18 protein-coding genes and 2 pseudogenes are annotated in these 18703 nt (G+C 58.3%); 14 read left to right on the plus strand and 6 right to left on the minus strand.

Translation table 11 applies throughout. The features are described 5' to 3' along the window. The first annotated feature begins 148 nt into the window (after positions 1–148). Both C7W88_RS15935 and C7W88_RS15940 read left to right on the plus strand, forming a co-directional pair. Positions 149–973: an SDR family NAD(P)-dependent oxidoreductase gene (locus tag C7W88_RS15935; protein ID WP_240344945.1), complete on the plus strand. Its 825-nt coding sequence runs from the start codon at positions 149–151 to the stop codon at positions 971–973. Further along, positions 970–1740 carry an enoyl-CoA hydratase/isomerase family protein gene (locus tag C7W88_RS15940; RefSeq protein WP_118074294.1) on the plus strand — a complete coding sequence of 257 codons (771 nt, stop codon included), beginning with the start codon at positions 970–972 and terminating at the stop codon, positions 1738–1740. The genes C7W88_RS15935 and C7W88_RS15940 overlap by 4 nt, the downstream gene beginning before the upstream one ends. 15 nt (positions 1741–1755) lie before the next feature. Here C7W88_RS15940 and C7W88_RS15945 read toward each other — a convergent pair whose 3' ends face one another. From C7W88_RS15945 to C7W88_RS24405, 6 genes are read right to left on the minus strand one after another with little or no spacing between them, the layout of a single operon-like run. Next, positions 1756–2472 carry a gamma-glutamyl-gamma-aminobutyrate hydrolase family protein gene (locus C7W88_RS15945; RefSeq protein ID WP_118074295.1) on the minus strand — a complete coding sequence of 239 codons (717 nt, stop codon included), beginning with the start codon at positions 2470–2472 and terminating at the stop codon, positions 1756–1758. Beyond that, positions 2472–2852 (minus strand): aminotransferase class III-fold pyridoxal phosphate-dependent enzyme, encoded by a 381-nt coding sequence (locus C7W88_RS24395; RefSeq protein ID WP_255418807.1) that lies wholly within the window; start codon positions 2850–2852, stop codon positions 2472–2474. Before C7W88_RS24395 ends, C7W88_RS15945 begins: the two co-directional genes overlap by 1 nt. Continuing rightward, complete coding sequence (locus tag C7W88_RS15950) at positions 2780–3802, minus strand: aminotransferase class III-fold pyridoxal phosphate-dependent enzyme (protein WP_205525204.1); 1023 nt, start codon at positions 3800–3802, stop codon at positions 2780–2782. Before C7W88_RS15950 ends, C7W88_RS24395 begins: the two co-directional genes overlap by 73 nt. Then, the gene (locus tag C7W88_RS15955; RefSeq protein ID WP_118074296.1) at positions 3799–4950 is read right to left on the minus strand and encodes an FAD-binding oxidoreductase; all 1152 of its coding nucleotides are present in this window, start codon (positions 4948–4950) and stop codon (positions 3799–3801) included. Before C7W88_RS15955 ends, C7W88_RS15950 begins: the two co-directional genes overlap by 4 nt. Continuing rightward, positions 4947–5324 carry a P1 family peptidase gene (locus C7W88_RS24400; protein WP_205525205.1) on the minus strand — a complete coding sequence of 126 codons (378 nt, stop codon included), beginning with the start codon at positions 5322–5324 and terminating at the stop codon, positions 4947–4949. Before C7W88_RS24400 ends, C7W88_RS15955 begins: the two co-directional genes overlap by 4 nt. Further along, positions 5321–5971: a P1 family peptidase gene (locus tag C7W88_RS24405; RefSeq protein WP_205525206.1), complete on the minus strand. Its 651-nt coding sequence runs from the start codon at positions 5969–5971 to the stop codon at positions 5321–5323. The genes C7W88_RS24400 and C7W88_RS24405 overlap by 4 nt, the downstream gene beginning before the upstream one ends. A 460-nt stretch (positions 5972–6431) precedes the next feature. Between C7W88_RS24405 and C7W88_RS15965 the strand changes: the two genes are divergently transcribed. The 12 genes and pseudogenes from C7W88_RS15965 to C7W88_RS16015 all read left to right on the plus strand — a co-directional run bounded on the left by C7W88_RS15965 (position 6432) and on the right by C7W88_RS16015 (position 18679). Further along, positions 6432–8618, plus strand: coding sequence for a TonB-dependent receptor (locus tag C7W88_RS15965; RefSeq protein WP_118074297.1), 2187 nt, complete (start codon positions 6432–6434; stop codon positions 8616–8618). A gap of 440 nt (positions 8619–9058) precedes the next feature. Continuing rightward, positions 9059–10012 carry an enoyl-CoA hydratase/isomerase family protein gene (locus C7W88_RS15970; RefSeq protein ID WP_162896101.1) on the plus strand — a complete coding sequence of 318 codons (954 nt, stop codon included), beginning with the start codon at positions 9059–9061 and terminating at the stop codon, positions 10010–10012. A 127-nt stretch (positions 10013–10139) separates the two neighbouring features. Further along, positions 10140–10490 carry a RidA family protein gene (locus C7W88_RS15975; protein ID WP_118074299.1) on the plus strand — a complete coding sequence of 117 codons (351 nt, stop codon included), beginning with the start codon at positions 10140–10142 and terminating at the stop codon, positions 10488–10490. A gap of 237 nt (positions 10491–10727) precedes the next feature. Then, positions 10728–11906 carry a lipid-transfer protein gene (locus C7W88_RS15980; RefSeq protein WP_233497667.1) on the plus strand — a complete coding sequence of 393 codons (1179 nt, stop codon included), beginning with the start codon at positions 10728–10730 and terminating at the stop codon, positions 11904–11906. Between the two features lies 1 nt (position 11907). Then, positions 11908–12351, plus strand: a complete 444-nt coding sequence (locus C7W88_RS15985; protein ID WP_118074301.1) for a MaoC family dehydratase N-terminal domain-containing protein — start codon at positions 11908–11910, stop codon at positions 12349–12351. Next, positions 12344–12760, plus strand: coding sequence for a MaoC/PaaZ C-terminal domain-containing protein (locus tag C7W88_RS15990; protein WP_118074302.1), 417 nt, complete (start codon positions 12344–12346; stop codon positions 12758–12760). Before C7W88_RS15985 ends, C7W88_RS15990 begins: the two co-directional genes overlap by 8 nt. A 26-nt stretch (positions 12761–12786) precedes the next feature. Then, positions 12787–13758, plus strand: a pseudogene (locus C7W88_RS15995) (AMP-binding protein); the annotation flags it as partial. Between the two features lie 242 nt (positions 13759–14000). Next, the gene (locus C7W88_RS23855) at positions 14001–14273 is read left to right on the plus strand and encodes a hypothetical protein (RefSeq protein WP_240344719.1); all 273 of its coding nucleotides are present in this window, start codon (positions 14001–14003) and stop codon (positions 14271–14273) included. Positions 14274–14543: 270 nt separating this feature from the next. After that, a complete protein-coding gene (locus C7W88_RS16000; protein WP_118074303.1) occupies positions 14544–15620 on the plus strand; it encodes a CaiB/BaiF CoA-transferase family protein in 1077 nt (358 codons plus the stop codon). Between the two features lie 728 nt (positions 15621–16348). After that, positions 16349–17620: a D-amino acid dehydrogenase gene (locus C7W88_RS16005; protein ID WP_118074304.1), complete on the plus strand. Its 1272-nt coding sequence runs from the start codon at positions 16349–16351 to the stop codon at positions 17618–17620. Positions 17621–17742: 122 nt separating this feature from the next. Further along, positions 17743–18114, plus strand: coding sequence for a transposase (locus tag C7W88_RS16010; RefSeq protein ID WP_118074305.1), 372 nt, complete (start codon positions 17743–17745; stop codon positions 18112–18114). A gap of 56 nt (positions 18115–18170) precedes the next feature. Beyond that, a pseudogene (locus C7W88_RS16015) lies at positions 18171–18679 on the plus strand (transposase). Positions 18680–18703: the final 24 nt, after the last annotated feature.

Raw genomic sequence — 18703 nt, forward strand, 5'->3', positions numbered from 1 at the left:
GGGGCAAATGATCGGACTTTGAATATCGCTACGGTGCTTAGAAATTTTTGATCCGAAGGGAAGACTGATGACTGATACACTTCGCTACGATGGACGGGTTGCCATTGTCACTGGTGCTGGCGGAGGCCTAGGCCGGGCACATGCTCTAATGCTCGCTAGCAGGGGCGCACGTGTGCTTGTCAACGACCTTGGATCGTCGGCGGCCGGCGCGGGGACTGACGCTGGCCCAGCGGCAAAGGTTGTCGAGGAGATTCGCGCGGCCGGAGGCGAAGCGGTCGTCAATACGGACTCGGTCATCGATGGTGCAAGGCTCGTTGAAGCGGCGCTCGATCAATTCGGGCAGATTGACATCATCATCAACAATGCCGGGTTCCTGCGTGATGTTGGGTTTCACAGGATGACCGAGCAGGACTGGAGCGATCTCTATGACGTCCATTTGCTGGGAGCATTCCGGATCGTCCATGCCGCCTGGCCGCGACTGCGCGACCAGAGCTACGGCAGGATCATCAATACTTCTTCGGCCGCTGGGATATATGGCAACTTCGGCCAGGTAAACTATGGTACTTTCAAGCTTGCGCTCCACGGTTTCACCCAGGCCCTCGCGGTTGAAGGACGCGCACGCAACATTCATGTCAACTCTATTGCACCGGCGGCGGATTCGCGCCTGACCCGAACAGTCATGACTCCTGAACAGCTCGCACCGATGCGCGCAGAACTTGTCAGCCCGCTTGTCGGTTGGCTGGCGCACGAAACCTGCAGCGAGACTGGCAGCTTGTTCGAAGTAGGCGGCGGGTGGGTCAGCAAGCTGCGCTGGCAACGTACCCGAGGCGAACGGATCGGAGGCGGTGAAGATTTCTCGCCGGAACAGGTTCGCGACGCATGGTCGACGATTGTCAATTTTGCTGGCGCAGAGGCACCAAGTGACTTTGCAGCAGGGATGGCACCCTTCCAGAAGATTATGGAAGGCGCATGAGCAAAGGGTATGCGATCGCGCTCGAGGTCGAACGCGACGGACCGATCGCGATCGCACGCCTTGCATCGCCGGAGCGGGGCAATTCGCTGGGGCCGGTTGACCTAGGTCGCATCGCCGACCTGATCAACGATCTGGCCGCAACCAACGATGTAGGGGTCATTGTCCTGACGGGGAAGGATGGAATCTTTTCGGCTGGAGCTGCGCTTGATGCTCTTGCTGACAGCTCTGCCGATGACATGGCCGCGATCGTCGCGGACCAGACTGGACGGCTAGCGGCAGCGATTTCGGGATCTCCGGTCGCCATCGTCGCTGCTGTTGACGGTGCAGCCGCAGGTTCGGGCGCGGGCATCGCATTGCTCGCGGATATCCTGGTCATGTCTTCAAACGCACGGCTGCTCTTCCCGTTTGCTCGGCTAGGTCTAGTTCCTGACACAGGTATCAACCGCAGCCTGATCGCGGCAGTGGGCATGGCGCGCGCGCGCGCCCTGCTAATGACTGGGGGCTCACTGTCTGCTGAGGAATGCCTTAGCTTGGGCCTTGCTGAAACTGTCGTGCCCGCGGATGGACTTCACGATGCCGTGCAGAAGCTGTCGATCAAGCTGGCTGGCGTTCCGCGCGGAACACATGGCGCTATCAGAGCTCTGCTGGCATCCGAGGAGGCTGAGGCGGGATTACTGGCAGAGGCCCGGGCTCAGGCTGAACGAATGCGGGACCCAGTAACCCAAGCTGCTCTGACTTCTGCAGTCGCCCTGCTCCAAGGCTCATAAGGTTGGTGCCGAAATCTACCGAGCAGCCGCTGCGGCGACGAATGCGTCAAACAGGCAACCGTCAGCTTCCGAAATATGGAACTCCGGGTGCCACTGCGTCGCGATCCAGAAGCGGCGGTCCCGTCGCTCAATCGCTTCAACAATACCATCCGGCGCAACTGCTGCTGTGCTCGCGTCGACTCCAGGCTCGATGACACCCTGCGAATGCAGACTGTTGACCGGGAAGCTGTCGCAACCAACAATTTCACTAAGAAGGCTCCCCGGCATGGTGACGACCTCGTGTGCAGCTTCCTCATAGGGTGCAGCGTCACGATGCATGTGCCATTCGGGACGCAGTGACTTGAGTGAAGGAACGATTGTGCCGCCCGCTGCGACATTCATGACTTGGAAGCCACCACAGATACCGAGAAGAGGGAGATCCCGCTCCGTCGCGCGCTGCACTAAAGCCAATTCAAACCGTGTCCGCGCGACTTTCTCCACTGGTTCCTGATCAACAGTTGCGGGATCGATAAGAAGGGGGTGAGGAAATTGATACCCGCCGCCGGAAATGAGCACACCGTCCAGCACGCCGAGATAGTCATCGATGAACTCGGCCTCGTGCGGGAGCATCACAGGCAACGCGCCCGCACTGGACAAGGCTCTCATCATGGCCTTGTTGGCGAAATAATGAAGTTGCCGGGCATCACTTCGTAATTCGACATCAGCCGTAACACCGATCAGTGGTCTGCGCATCAGGCCGTACCCGCAATTGCTTGGTCGATCGCCAACGCGAGCTTGTCAACGATTTCGCCCACCTGCGCTTCGGTGATGATGAACGGGGGAGCAAGCAAGATGTGGTCACCTCGCGTGCCATCCACTGTCCCGAACCCCGGATAGCACAGCAGACCGCTGTCCATCGCCGCGCTCTGGATAGCGTTCCAAACCATTCGCTCAGGAGCGAATGGTTCCTTGCTCTCCCGATCGGCGACAAGTTCAATTCCGAGCAGCAGCCCACGCCCGCGCACATCGCCAATATGGGGATGCTGGTTGAACTTATCAGTCAAGGATTGCCGCAAGAGTTTCCCTTGGCGGCGCACATTGGCAAGGAGGTCCTGTTCTTCGATTTCCTGCAGTACAGCGCAGCCCGCCGCAGCGGCGGTCGCGTGACAGTTATAGGTATGGCCATGGAAAAAGAATCCTCGCCCCCAGCCAAGGTTGCCACGATCCGATCGCTGACGAGGATTGCGCTAAGCGGCTGATAACCGGCGCCAAGGCCTTTCGCCACCACGGCGATGTCAGGAACCACCCCATCCTGTTCGCATGCAAGGTAGGTTCCGCAGCGTCCGGCGCCTGCCAGGATTTCGTCGAGGATAAGAAGGACACCATACTTTTGACAGACCGCCTGGATCGCCTGGAAATAACCAGGAACTGGCGGAATACATCCCGCAGTGGCGCCAACGACAGTTTCCGCAACGAATCCGGCGACGTTCTCCGGACCAAGTTGAATGATGGCGTGTTCCAGCTCGTCTGCGAGCCGGCGGACATATTCAGCTTCAGTTTCGCTACTGCTCTGCTCGCGGTAGGCATAGCAAGGCGAGACAAAATGATGCGGGGGTAGAAAACCCTCGAAGAGCGATCTGCGGATCAGGTTCCCGCTAACGCCGAGTGCTCCGATAGTACATCCATGATAGCTTTGGCGCCGGGAGATAAAGCGGGTCCGACCGGGTTCACCGTTTTCATTATGAAACTGAAGCGCGAGCTTGAGTGCGCCATCCATCGATTCCGACCCGCCTGAACCGGGATAGACCCAGTCGAGCCCGGCCGGCGTCGCGGCAACCAGCGCTTCTGCGAAACGTTCGACTGCATCCGTCGTGAAGTAGGCGTTGTAGAGATAGGGCATGATATGCGCCTGGGCGGATACAGCATCCGCAACCCGGGTGGCGCTGTGCCCGAGGCACGAGACCCCAGCCCCCGACGCGGCATCGAGATATCGCCGGCCCGAACCATCGATGACATAGGGGCCATCGCCCCCAACGGCGACAGGATAATCACGGCCGAGCAGCCGGCGCATTACATTGGTCATAGCGAGACCTCCCCACCCACCAGACGATCCGGCAAGACCTGATCCGGTGTCAAACCTAGGGAGGCTAAGCCTTCCGGCCACGGCCCGCCCGTTACGAGCGCAGAGACAATTGCTGCCATTGCAGGCGCTGTCTGCAATCCGTATCCACCTTGCCCAGCCAGCCAGAAGAACCCATCGGCGTCGGGCGCGAAACCGGCCGTTGGCACGCGGTCGGATACGAAGGATCGCAGCCCTGCCCAACGATGTTGAATCCTCGGCACCGTCATCGTCGTATATTCCTCGACTTTCCACGCGGCCAAAGCGAGATCATATTCCTCAGGCTGGGCGTCGGTGGGAGGACTATCGACTTCGTCCACTGGCGACGCCAGAATCCGTCCGGATTCCGGGATCATGTAGAAATCGTCCACCGCGGCCTTGACGAACGGCCATTCGCTGGCCCCGATTCCATGGGGAGGGTCAAACATGATGACCGTTCGCCGCTTGGGCTCAAGGCCAAGTTGCCGCACGCCTGCCAGTCGTCCCACATGATCAGCCCAAGCTCCGGCCGCATTGATCAGCACGGGCGCAGCATATTGCTGTCCGCGTTCGGTTGTCACCTGCCACAAGCCTGCCTTGTACTCGATGCACACGACGCGGGCTCCGGTAACGGTTTCACCCTTGCCATGCTTGACCCTTCGGGCATAAGCTTGCAGCAATCGGTCGGCATCGAGCCGGCGACCGCCGTAATCGACCACTCCTTCGACTATGCCCTCTCCGCCAGTCTTCAGTACTGGCACCATTGCCAGCATACCTTTTTCGTCGATCCGCTCGATCGTGTTGGTGAACAGCCGCATCTCGGTTTCGAGCCCAGCCAGCGCCTCCACCATTGTCGGGCGAGCTACGAACAACGCTGGAGTCGGCCTGCAAAATGGTTGGTCCGAGAAGTCGCCTGGCGGTTGCTCGAAAAACTCCCGGCTATAGGCGGTCATGGCGCGCACTGCACGGTTGCCAATGCCGAAATGGTAATATGTCGCGCTACGCCCGGAAGAATGATAACCCAGCGCTAGTTCAGCTTCAAGCACCACCACGCGGGCGTTTCTTGACAGCCCCGCGGCAGCTGACATGCCGGCGATCCCGCCTCCGATTACTAGTACATCGGCGCAATTCATGACGTGCTCTCGGGCCCGCGGCCATAGCGTTGCATAACTTCGACGAGCTTGTCAGTCGGCAGAGCGTGCACAGTTGTCCCATCCACTCCAGTCATTGAATCCGACATGGTCATGGAATTGACGATCGCCTCTTCGACCGCTTCAGAGGCTGCGCGAAAGAGCGGATTCATGGCCTCATTGGGCAGCATGCGAAGACCCTCTGCAATAGCGACATCATTAAAGGGTACGCGATTACCGGTCGAAAAGGCGACTATGAAATCGCCCGATCTATTTGAACCGAAACCACCGACGCGGCCCAGGCCGATGCCGCCGCGCCGCGCCAGTCTTGCGCATTGCGGCGGCAACAGCGGCGCATCTGTTGCGAGCACAATCACGATCGAGCCCTGGTCGCGTCGTTGGGGCTATCCACGACTTCATAACCGATATGCCGACCGACCGGAACACCATCGACGGTAAGCTCGGACCGGTTGCCAAAATTGGACTGGACCAGAGCGCCGACGGTAAAGCTACCGCATGGGGTGGCCGCTACTCTCGAAGAAGTCCCGATTCCGCTCTTGAATTCGAACGTCATCATGCCGGTTCCGCCACCAATCGATCCTTCGGCAACCCGGCCGCCACTGGCCCCATCGAGCGCAGCGGTGACGTCTGCCCGGGTAATCGGCCCTTCCCAGCCGTCATTGAGTACGCCATCGAAGGTTTCTCCGGCCATTGGCTGATGCCAGCGGTCATCAATCCCATTCTGCTTGGGATGGGCCAGCAGCGTATCACGCAGCACCCCGATCGAAAAAGCCGAGCTCATACAGATTGGCGAGGTGAGCACACCAGTTTCAGCAATCCAATGACTACCGGTAACTTCACCGAATCCGTTGAAGGAATGGAAGCCGGCAAAGACGGATTCCTGCCAATAGGGCACGTTCAGCGGCTGGATGGCAGTGACTCCGGTCCGCAAGACGTGCGGTGCGTCGGCAATCCGCGTTACGTGCCCAACGCGGACCCCGGCCACATCGGTAATCGCATTCAAGGGCCCCGTCGGCAGCGTGCCGATCGTTAACCCAAGGTCGCGAAATCTGCATTTCGTCTTTTGGCTTGTCATTTGGCCCCTAGAAAATCGAGTGATCAGAGCGTGGGTTCATGCTTTAACCGTCCGGACGGATAATGCAACCGGAATTGCGGATCCCTGGCAGTCGACTCCGCCAGCTCACCTGATCGCGTTTGCCCGGCCAAGTATGCCGCAGGACCCTTGGGTCTTGTGGTCGAAATGCCCAACCATCTAAGCGGACCGATCCCATCCACGGCAAAGGTTCGGCCCAGTTCACCAGGGCAAAGCGACCTCACGAGACTCCAGTTGTGCTCATGCGTCACATTCATCCGATCCATACCCCTGAAGGTGTTTATCGACCGGTCGGATTATATAAATTGCCCGACCGGTCGATTAATGATACACCGCGCCGACAATGAGGTAATCAAGGGGAGAGGGGCCGATGCGTAAGTTCCCGTTTTTTCTTAGTGCTATGCTGATCAGCATGCCTGCCTTCGCGCAGGAGGCCGATTCGCCTTCAGCCGAGCCGGAGGTTAAAGACAACGCGATCGTCGTGACAGCCCGCAAGCGGGATGAGCGAATTGTCGATGTGCCGCTGTCAATCAGCGCTCTGGGAGCCGGCGATATCGATGCGAAGGCGTCCCTGCGACTGCTCGACCTGGCCAATTCGGTCCCGAATCTGGTCAACATCAGTAACGGGAATGACTCTCTATCGCTGATCGTCGTGCGCGGGGTCGCCAGCCAGTCACGGGTGAACGCAGGATTTGATTCCGGTGTTGGTGTTTACGTCGACGGCGTGGTTCAAGGTAAGCTTTACAGCTTCAACCAGGAACTGTTCGACACCGAGCGGGTCGAGTTCCTCAGAGGCCCACAAGGGACTTTGTTCGGACGCAATTCCATTGCTGGTGCGATCAGCATCACCACTCGCAAGCCCGAATTCGAATTCGGCAGCGACGCAACAGTGCAGCTTGGCAGTTATGACGAACGCCGGTTTTCTGCCTTCCTGACCGGCCCCGTTGCCGAAGACAATCTTGCAATCAGCATCGGTGGCTTCCGGACCACTCGGCGCGGCTATATCACCAACGTCTTCGACGGACAGGATATCGGCGACATCGATTCCGTCGGCGGGCGGATCAAGGCCCTGTGGCGGCCAAACAACGATGTATCGGTCTTGCTGTCAGCAGATTATACGAACGAGGACCAGCTTGCTCCTGTACCGCAGCCGATCAGCGGATATGGCGCTGTCACTGGCACCTACAAGACCAACACTAACCTCCCCCCGATTGCGAAGCGCGAGCTATTCGGTGTTTCGGGTCAGATAGACTGGTCAACCTCAACTGATCTGACCCTGACTTCGATTACCGCCTACCGGACTGCCTCCTCGTTGCGCAATAATGACCCCGACTTCGGCCCATTGGCAGTCGTGGACAGCCAGAAGAAGCAGGATCAATGGCAATTCTCCCAAGAGTTGCGCCTTGCTGGCAAGATGGGGTCTCGATTTTCCTTTGTCAGCGGTCTTTACTATTTCAAGCAGGACGTTGACGGTTACGCCTCGAGCACTTTTGGCAATATTGCCAACGTCCCGGGATTCTTGAGAGGGCTGACCGGTTCTACGAGCGGGATGGTGGGATCGGAATCCTTCGCCGGCTTCGTCAATGCTGATTGGGAGGCGCTACCGCGCCTGACGCTGACGCTCGGGGCACGACTGACCTATGAGAAGCAGACCCTAGACTTCCGTCAGCAAGGCTTCCCGTTCGTTGCACCCACCCTGCCACGTGAAACCGATGCTGGTTCCGACACCGATTTCTCGCCCTTGGTTACCTTGCGCTACAAGCTTGCGCCAAGCGTATCGATCTACGGTACGGTGTCGCGCGGATACAAGAGCGGGGGCTGGAACCTCGACAATGTCACAAGCTTCTTGATCACCTCGTTCAAACAATTGCGGTTCAATCGCGAGCAGCTGACCAACTACGAAGTTGGTTTGAAGGGTGACGTGCTTAACGGTGATCTGGGCTTTGCATTCTCAGGCTTCCAGCAAAATTATGGCGACATCCAGACCGCGAAACTTGTGGCAGTGCTGGGCGGCGGCGGGGCGCTGATCGCGGTTGTCTCGAATGCTGCGAGCGCGAGAATCCGTGGGTTCGAAGGGGAAGTTAAGGTTCGTCCCTTCAAGCCGTTCACGGTTGTCGGAACCCTCGGCTACGCTGACGCGCGATTCAAGGACTACCGCGATACTACGGCCGGCGGCGCACCGTTGATCTTCGACGGCAACCGTATTCCGAATTCTCCCAAACTGACGACCAGCCTAACCGCCACATTGCGAGTGCCTGTGAATGACAGGCTCACCTTGGGCGGGCGCGCGCAATACAGCTATGTCGATGGCTTCTTCCAGGATCGCGATAACAGCGCCGCGTTGCGGATCCCGTCTCGCGACACCGTCGACATGTCGATCGAAGCCGAGATCGACAAAAACTTCCGGCTGGCGTTCAATGTCAGCAACCTGTTCAACAACCAGGTTCCGGTCTCTATCGGTCCGGGCGGTTTCGGCTTTCCGGGTGTAGGGGCAAATCAAAACGTTCAGTTGTCCCTGCCGCGGATGTGGAATGTTCGAGCAAGCCTGAAGTTCTAGTAATCCCGAATCCTAGGTTAGCGATTCTGGACGGAAGTCCTGAAGGGATCGGATAGAGGCGGTGCGGTTTTCAGACCTACCGAGGCCGCCCGCCTCTTCAACTCTGCTGCGCCGATCACCTCGTTCACTTCTGCTCACAGCCTTGAATTAGGATCAGTCGGGCCCAGGGCTGCGTGTCGAGACATGGTCATGATGCATTTTCTGGAACTGCAGGCTCATTCCAAGGCTCGATAACTATGCATAGCCATGACGCGGCGCGACCGGGCAGCTTTTGATACCAGGCAAGCTGCTTCAATCGCCCAGCAGCGAAATCACGAACGCTATCCTAAATTCAAAGCATGACCATAATGGCGGTGGAATTCGGATAATCCAACGATGATAGCATTTTGATTCTGCGAGGCTCAATGACTGCCCCTGTATCGCTTGTTCAGCGTGGCCCCGTGGCCTACATCGAGATCGACAATCCACCGGTCAATGCCTTGTCGCACGCAGCGCGCAGTCAGCTCATTGCCGCAGTTGCCGAAGCTGGACGCAGTGAGGCGCAGGCAATTGCGATAGTTGGCAAGGGACGTAACTTCATCGCTGGAGCAGACATTGCCGAACTAGAACATCCGGTACGAGCGCCCGGACTGCTCGAGCTCGAGGAAGCCTGCCGGCTCGCACCGCAACCAGTGATCGCCGTGATGCACGGTATGGTGCTGGGTGGCGGCATGGTTGTTGCCTATTGCGCCGACTTTCGGATTGCGGCGCCGGGCACACTTTTTGGCATGCCGGAAGTCAAGCTTGGGCTGTTGGCAACCTTTGGAGGTACGCAATTCTTGCCGCGACTGGTCGGCATGCCAGCCGCCCTCAAACTCCTGATCGGAGCCGAGCCAATTGACCTGAAGGAAGCGGAGGAAATCGGCTTCGTCGACGCGGTAGGCGATCTGCAGATGGCAGTGACGATGGCTCCTAGATTCTCAAAACGCCCGGTTCGCAACATCGCAGGCGAACCAGCCAAAGCGGCACTTGCCGCAATCAGTCGTTATGAAACTGCACTGGATCCCGAATGGCAGGCTCCGCAGGCAACCCTTGAGGCTGCACGCGCAGGTGTGGAACACGGACTTGAGGCTGGACTGGCCCTTGAAGCCACCTTGTTTGAGACTCTGAGAGCCTCGCGGCAGTCGCGTGTATTGCGTCGATACTTCTTTGCCAGCCGCGCGCTTGCCCGCCACCCTGAACGCGACATTGCGTTGGCGAGGTTTCGCAAAATCGGGCCTGATCGCGGCGAACTTCGCCGCGCAGCCCAAAACATGATCGATAAAGGCGAGCTAACCGATACCGCAGTCGCAGACGCGGCGATCGTCGAAGCGCTGGCGCTGCCAGCGTGGCGCGCTGACCTGTTGCTCGAGTGATACTACCGATAGGCGGCAATTCGCCATCCGCTTGGCGGCCTGTCCAAGGCAACAGAGCCACCAGTCGATTGCCGCGCCCAATTGACCTCGCGGAACTGGAATTGAATCAAAAGCAGAAGGAACCATCATGGCAAGCATTATACGTCTGAACAGCGGCCCCCGGATGAGCCAGGCCGTAATCCACAACGGTACGATATACCTTGCCGGTCAGATTGGGGTGCCTGGCGAATCTGCGGCCAACCAGACCCAAGACATTCTGACGAAGATCGATGCCCTGCTCGAGCAGAGTGGCAGCGACAGGTCGCACGTGCTTTCCGCGACCATCTGGCTCGCCGACATGGCGGACTTCGAGGAAATGAACGCCGTCTGGGACAACTGGATCGATCGCGACGCTCCCCCTGCGCGCGCTACAGGTCAGTCTCGGCTTGCACGGCCGGGTTGTAAGGTCGAGATCATCGTTGTCGCGGCTGTCAAGTAATCCGCCTTCGTTTCAAATTTGGCCGCGATGTAGCCTGATGGCTTTAGCTGAGTACAGCCCGCGATCGCCTGTACAGTTAGTCTAATTGGATTGAGCCCCCTTTCGTCAGGGCCTGTTCCCCGCACCATCTTAAGAATGAGCTCAGCATCGCTGGGCCTGCCGTGCGGCCACAAAAGGTGCTTGCATTTGACGACCGGTCGGTCAATAAATGTGCCGAAAGAACAGAGGAGAGTTCTCGTGTCGAAGGTTTACGTTGCCGGTGTCGCCATGGTCCCCTTCACCAAGCCTGGGCGAAGCGAAACATACAATCTGATGGGTGCTGAAGCGGTACGCGCGGCTCTTGCCGACGCGGGAATTGCCTATTCGAAGGTCGAACAGGCCTATGCCGGCTTTGTCTATGGCGATTCTACCTCGGGCCAGAAAGCGCTTTATTCGGTCGGTTTGACTGGCATTCCCATTATCAATGTCAACAATGCGTGCGCAACCGGCTCAACCGCGCTGTTCCTTGCGCGCCAGGCCGTGGAAAGCGGCGCGGTCGATGTGGCCTTGGCCGTTGGGTTTGAACAAATGATGCCCGGTGCGCTGGATGTAATGTTTACGGACCGGCCTTCGATCCTCGAAAACTACGTCAGGATTGCAGAGCAGGCACCAGGCGACGACAACACCAGGCCGCCTGCTGCTCGGTTGTTTGGCGGAGCCGGTGCCGAGTATCAACGGCGCACAGGCTTTGAGAGCCGAAGCTTTGCTCTCGTAGCGGAGAAAGCTCGCCGCCACGCCATCAACAATCCTCTCGCGATCTTCCGCGATCCGCTTACCGCCGATGAGATCATGGCCTCACCTACGATCTTTGGCCCCCTCACCCGTCTGCAGTGCTGCCCACCCACGTGCGGAGCGGCGGCTGCGATCATCGTTTCCGAGAAGTTCAAGCGAGCCAATCCGGGTCGCTATGTTGAGATCGCCGCGCAAGCTATGACTACAGACCCAGCGCAATCCTTCAGCGATGGCAGCCTGATCGATGCGGTCGGGTTCAACATGGCGCGCGACGCTGCCCTGCAGGTATACGACAAAGCAGGTATCGGCCCCCAGGATGTACCGGTGGTCGAGTTGCACGATTGCTTCACGACCAACGAGGTGCTCACTTACGAGGCTCTCGGGCTGGCGGCACCGGGAGAAGCGGAAAAGTTCATCCGCGACGGAGACAACACGTATGGCGGTCGGACTGTAACCAATCCTTCTGGCGGGCTGCTTTCCAAGGGACACCCGCTTGGTGCCACGGGCCTCGCGCAGTGTAGCGAGCTCGTCTGGCAATTGCGGGGCGATGCCGACAAACGTCAGGTTGCGGGAGCGAAGGTCGGGCTGCAACATAACCTCGGTTTAGGAGGCGCCTGCGTCGTTACCCTTTACAAGGCTGCTTGAGATGGTTGACCTGTCGGTAATCGGAAGAACATGGCCGAAACGAACGATTGTCGCCGAGGAAGGTGCCCTGCGGTTCTTCGCGAAGGCCACGGGCGAGACCAATCCGGTCTACAGCGACGTGTCCGCTGCCAAGGCTGCGGGACACCCCGGACTCCCCTTGCCCCCAACCTATTTGTTCACGCTCGATTTGCTTGCGCCATCTGAAACCTTCTGGCTCGATGACCTGAAGGTTCCCCTGGCTAAAGTGCTACATGCAGAACAAAGCTTTGAGTATCGGCGAATGGTCTATGCTGGCGAAGAGCTGACGATCGATACGAAGATCAGCGATGCCTATGAAAGAAAGGGCGGACTGCTGGAATTCATTGTGCGCGACATGACCATCACCGATGCGAAGGGAAGCGAATGTGCGTTGCTCAAGACAACCCTGGTGGTGCGACATGGCTAATGGAACCGAAGCGATCGCAGTCGGCACCCGGGTGCCAGAGCGCGTACTGCCGCCGATTTCCCGCACTACCCTTGCATTATTCGCGGGAGCCTCAGGCGATCACAACCCAATTCATGTTGATATAGATTTCGCCAGGTCCGCCGGTATGCAAGACGTCTTTGCACACGGCATGCTGTCGATGGCCTATCTTGCGCAATTGCTTACCAGTTGGCTACCCCAAGCCCAGTTGCGTTCCTGGAAGGCCCGGTTTGTATCCATTACCCCTGTGGGAGCGGTCGTTTCCTGCAGCGGTGAGGTCGTCGAGCTGTTCGAAGTGGATAATGAGCGACGGGCTCGCCTGAAGATCCTGGCCACGATCGGCGGCGACGTGCAAACTCTGGCCGGCGAAGCGGAGGTCGTGCTTCTATGACTGCAACCGTCATCAGTGGATCAACCATGGTCACCGGTAGTACCATCGACCAGCGCGCTGCCAAGGTGGCGACTGGATTGGCCGAGATGGGTATTGGAGCTGGTGACACTGTTGCAATCCTGCTCCGCAACGATCCGGTTTTCTTCGAAATTTCGTTTGGAGCAAACCTTATTGGGGCAAATGTCGTACCAGTAAACTGGCACTTCCGCAGCGAGGAAGCCTTGTTCGTGGTTGGCGACAGTGGTGCAAAAGTGATTGTAGCTCACGAGGATCTCCTTCCTATTCTCGGCGACCGTTCGTCGCTTTCATTGCCGATCCTGGTCTGTCCTGTCCCGCAAGAGGTCGCCAAAGCCTACGGCAGTCCGGTCTCGACAGTCGATGAATGGGCGAACTGGCGTGACAAGCATGCGGAATGGCGAGGCGAACCACAGATCACCCGCTTCGGAATGATTTACACGTCGGGAACCACAGGCAAACCAAAGGGTGTGAAACGAGAGCCAGCAGATGCTGAGATGGCCAGGCGCATGGCCGCGCTCATGGCGACGGCGCTCGGTCTTGTCCCTGGCCAGACAATCCGTACAGTCATAACTGGACCAATTTATCACGCCGCACCGAATACTTACGCATTGGTAGCGGGCCGGGTGGGTGAGTTGGTAGTAATGCAACCGCGTTTCGACGCGGAAGAGCTTCTAGCGCTCATCGAGCATCACCGGCTTACTCATGTCCACTTGGTTCCGACTATGTTCGTGCGCCTTCTGAAGCTTCCCGAGGAGGTGCGTTGGAAATACGATCTGTCATCGCTTCGGTTTGTGGCGCACGGTGCAGCGCCCTGCCCGCCTGAGATCAAACAAGCCATGATCGCATGGTGGGGGCCGATCATTCACGAATACTACGGCGGTAGCGAGACTGGTGGCGCCGTTTATCACAATTCCGAAGAAGCCTTGCGCAAACCCGGAACTGTCGGTCGTGCAATGGATGGCTGCGCGATCCGCATTCTCGACGACGAGGGCAATGAGATTCCGGCCGGGACTCCAGGTCATGTCTATATTCGTTCAACCAGTTTCCCGGACTTTACCTACCACGGTCGCGATGCTGACCGCCATGCAGTCGAGCAGGAAGGCTTCATCACGCTAGGTGATATCGGGTTTCTCGATGAAGATGGTTATCTATTCCTCTGCGATCGGGCAAACGACATGATCATTTCGGGGGGGTCAACATCTACCCAGCGGAGATCGAAGCCGTGCTGCTTTCACATCCGGGAATCGCCGACGCGGCCGTCTTCGGCGTACCCGACGCGGAGTTTGGAGAAGCTGTTTGCGCGGCGATTCAGCACGCCGACATTGGCGGACCCGATGCCTGGGAAGTTAGAGCCTTTGTCCGCAGCAAGCTCGCAGCTTTCAAGGCTCCTCGGCACGTGGAGTTCCACTCCACCCTGCCACGGGAAGACTCTGGCAAGATCCTGCGTCGGTTGCTGAAGGAACCACACTGGGCGGGAACCGGAAGGTCGATCTGATACTTGCGGACTGGGCTTTCATCGCAGTTGTCGGCGACAGCCAAGCGCAAGTTCAATAGGCTTGCACGACTTGCCCACAGAGGTGCTCCCCAGCATTCAATCGGTAACGCCTCTTCGGGACTTTTGGGCCGCCGGGCGATCTGGAGGCTCTCTGCCGCCAGGTCAGCAGACAACCGATACGGCTTCGACCTGCCGACCCGAGCTCACTTGTCTGATTGTAGTTCTGTGACCCAGCCGAAACATGCGTCATCATGAAGGAAGTGTGCATTCATGACATGTGATGGACCGCTCAAAGGCCTTCGCGTAATCGAATTTTCCGGAATCGGTCCTGCACCATTCGCAGCAATGCTGCTGGCCGACATGGGGGCTGATGTCATCAGAATCGATCGGCCAAACGCGCCAATTGAATATGTCTTGGCACGCGGCAAACGCTCAATCGCGCTAGACATGAAACAGGCAGCGGACCGCGAAATGGCCATTGAGCTGATCGGAGAGGCAGAGATTCTGATTGAAGGATTTCGACCTGGCGTGATGGAACGCCTTGGGCTTGGTCCGGAGCCCATGCTCGCGACCAATTCCAAGCTGGTCTACGGACGTATGACAGGCTGGGGACAATATGGACCATTGGCGCAGGCCGCAGGCCATGACCTCAATTATATTGCGATCTCGGGAGCGCTTCATGCGATAGGATTGGCCGAGGGTCCGCCGCTTCCACCTTTGAACCTCGTGGGCGATTTCGGTGGTGGATCACTCTATCTCGTCATGGGCCTGCTCGCGGCGCTAAGCCACGCGAGGGCGACTGGACAAGGCCAGGTAGTCGATGCCGCAATGAGCGACGGAGCGAGTTCACTGATGGGTTTGTTCTACGGGCTCAAAGCCCGCGGCGAGTGGAACGATGCGCGATCTGCAAACTTTCTCGACGGAGCAGCGCCTTACTATCGCTGCTACCGTTGTGCCGATGGGGGTTGGGTATCCATTGCCGCAATCGAACCTCAATTCTGGGCGCAGCTTCGGGAGCGGGTTGGGCTTATCGACCCGCTCTTTGACCGTCGAGATGACACCGCATCGTGGCCGGAGATGTCTCAGGCTCTTGAAAATATCTTTGCGACGCGAACCCGAGACCAATGGTGTGATTTACTCGAAGGGAGCGACGCTTGCTTTGCACCCGTTCTGTCTTTGAGCGAAGCTCCATTGCATCCCCACAATCAGGCACGCGGCACTTTTACCTCTGACGCGCAAGCGGCTCCGGCACCTCGCTTCTCTGTAACACCCGCGCGCAACGGCGACGACCCGCCCCTCACTGATGCCGACCGTGAGGCCATCATACGGGACTGGCTACAAAGATAATACTTTTAAAAACCACAGTAGATTTCATACAGTTCGAAATAAAATTCGATATTCTTATCCCTAATAAGGCTTGAATAAATGCTATTATTCCTGATATTATTCATTTCGCGATTGCGCAATCCGGGCAGTTTATAATGTCCATACTGTAGATTTATTTCCCTTAATCTCACCAATAATTATCCACATATTGGGGGATTCCGGAGGAATTTCCAGCCAGCAACACACAAGATGTTATCGCCACCAATCTCTTCCAAATCCCGCGCTTGTGTTACTCTCTGTAGCGCCAAGCCCACAGGCTTTTCTAACGCAGGGCGCTCTATGCAGACTCTTTCAGGCCGCACTAGTGAGATTCGCACCGGCATCGGTGTCAGCTACGGCTCTACGCAAAGCACTGGCGACCCTTTTCACGTCGTCACCAAGCTCATGGGCTATTCCAATGACGGGCCTCACCACGTCTTTATCCATGTCGCGGATGGTAATAGCGGTCACGGCGGTCCAATGATCTGCCGCTTGTCGATAGCAAGCGTCAGGCTCTCGCTCGATTTGAGTGAAATACCCGGATCCCTTTTAAAATGCGAGCCCACGGTCGAATCGATCGGCCCAACCCAGAGCGTAGATAATGTCGCTGCGAATGCCGGCAAAATTTCCTACTTGCTCCAAGCCTGTGTCGGACTCCGGTATCCGAGCGTCCTTAGAGGCCCACCACTGGCCCAACAAAGTAGGACGGCATGAAAATCGCCATTCTCGGCAGCGGCGTTATCGGTGTGACATCTGCGTGGTACCTGGTTCAAGCCGGCCATGAAGTCATCGTCATCGACCGTCAGAGCGGCCCCGCTCTTGAAACGAGTTTTGGCAATGCCGGTGAGGTCTCGCCAGGCTATGCCGCCCCTTGGGCCGCGCCCGGCATACCGATCAAGGCGCTGCGTTGGTTATTCATGAAGCATGCGCCGCTGATCTTGCGTCCGCAACCCAATATGGCGATGCTGCGGTGGATTGCTGAAATGCTAGGAAACTGCACCCATAGTGCCTACGCGACCAACAAAAAACGAATGGTTCGACTCGCAGAATACAGCCGCGAGAAGCTGATCGAACTACGCCACGAAACCGGCATTGCATATGACGAGCGCAGCCGGGGAACGCTGCAACTCTTTCGCGAACACGACCAGTTCGACGGGATCGCGAAGGACATCGCCGTGCTCAATTCGGATGGCGTTGCCTTCGAAGTGCTAGACCGACAGGGCTGCATCACCGCCGAACCAGGCCTTGCCTACAGCAGCGAGAGCATCGCGGGCGGTCTGCGCTTACCCAATGACGAGACGGGAGACTGCTTCAAATTTACCAATGCACTTGCCGATCTCGCGAAGGCAAAGGGCGTCACCTTTCTCACTGGTTGCACGATCCGTCGCCTCGCCACCGACATGGGTCGAATTACCCATGTCGAAACCGATAAGGACAATATCCGTGCCGACATCTATCTTGTCGCACTTGGCAGCTATTCGCCGTTGCTACTCTTGCCGCTCGGGCTACGTCTGCCGGTATATCCGGTGAAAGGCTATTCCACTACCATCCCAATTGTCGACGAAAGCCGCGCGCCAGTTTCGACTGTGATGGACGAGAGTTACAAGGTCGCTATAACGCGGTTGGGCGACCGTATCCGCGTCGGCGGCATGGCTGAGTTGTCAGGCTATTCTTCGAATCTGCCCCAAGCGCGGCGCAACACGCTAGACCTTTGCGTCGGCACGCTGTTTCCCAGTGCAGGCGACCTCAGACGTGCCAGCTTCTGGAGCGGCCTCCGGCCAATGACTCCGGACGGCACGCCGATCATCGGTCCGACCAAAATTCCAAATTTGTTCCTCAATACCGGCCACGGCACGCTTGGCTGGACGATGGCCTGTGGATCAGGGCAGATCATAGCCGACCTGATTAACGGCAAGCGCACCGCAATCCAAACCGACGACTTGGCTGTCAGCCGCTATCAGCGCGGTTTATCCCGGTCCTAGCTAGCTGCGGTCCCAGCCTTAGACTATCCCAATGGAACAAGCTCACCTTTGGTCCCACCCTATTGGGCGTCAAGCCGAGCGCCGAGCCTCAGCGCCCTGATTAGGTTGAGGTCGCTGGTGCTATGACGATGGCATGTGATGATGCTGGCGCTAGCCGGGTAGCGCGCCTCGACGTGTTCACCGGCTTGGGGCGGCGGTGCGATCGGCTGCCGGAGGTAAATGCGTCGATCGTGGCAGAGAGCCTCTCCGGGCAGGAGACCATCTGCTCGGTCGTGCGGCGCCATGGCATGAGCCCATCGCAGCTGTTCACCGGGCGTCGGCAACTCCGCAAGCAGATGGAGAGCCGGGGCGCATTTTTCCGGCACTCGTTTCTGCCGTGGTCGATACTGGTTCGGCCGCCAAGTCCGCGCCTGCGCCCAGTGGGCGAAGAGAGACCCACGCCCGAAGGTGAGAGCAGTGGAACTGGAGATCGCCGGCTTGGCGGTGAAGATTAGCCGCGGCGCCGATGCCGGAGTGATTGATGCGGCAATCGAAGCGCTCAGGCTACGCGATGATCGGGCCTGCTGCCGATGCGCGTGCTGAGCGCGCGCAGAAGCATATCTGGGAAGCTATTCCGGCATCTTGCAGGTCGGACGGGCACAGCGGCTACGCCGCGCTCGCCAGACTAAGCCAGCAACTCAGCCTCGCATTCTGCTGGTCGCACGTGATACGCAAGTTTTACGAAGTGGCTGACAGTTTGCCGGTCGCGACCGAGGTGCAGCGCCGCATCGCTATACTATACGAGCTTGATGACGAAGTTCGCGGCACCTCCGCCAGTAGCGACGCGCTATTCGCAGAGAGAAGGCCGGCATCATCGTCGATGAACGGCGCATCTCCTCCGAGGCGAGGCTCCGTCAGATCAGCGCCAAGAGCAAGTTCGCCGACACCATCCGCTACGCGCCGCCCCGCCGGACCGGACTGTCGCTGTTCCTGAATGAAGTCCGTGTCGAACTTGACTCTATTCCGTCGAGCGGCCGATCCGGCCGCTGGCCCTCAATCGTAAGAATGCACTCTTCGTAGGCTCCCACAAAGGCGGCAACAACT

Source organism: Novosphingobium sp. THN1 (assembly GCF_003454795.1).
In the GTDB taxonomy this organism is placed as follows: Bacteria; Pseudomonadota; Alphaproteobacteria; order Sphingomonadales; family Sphingomonadaceae; genus Novosphingobium.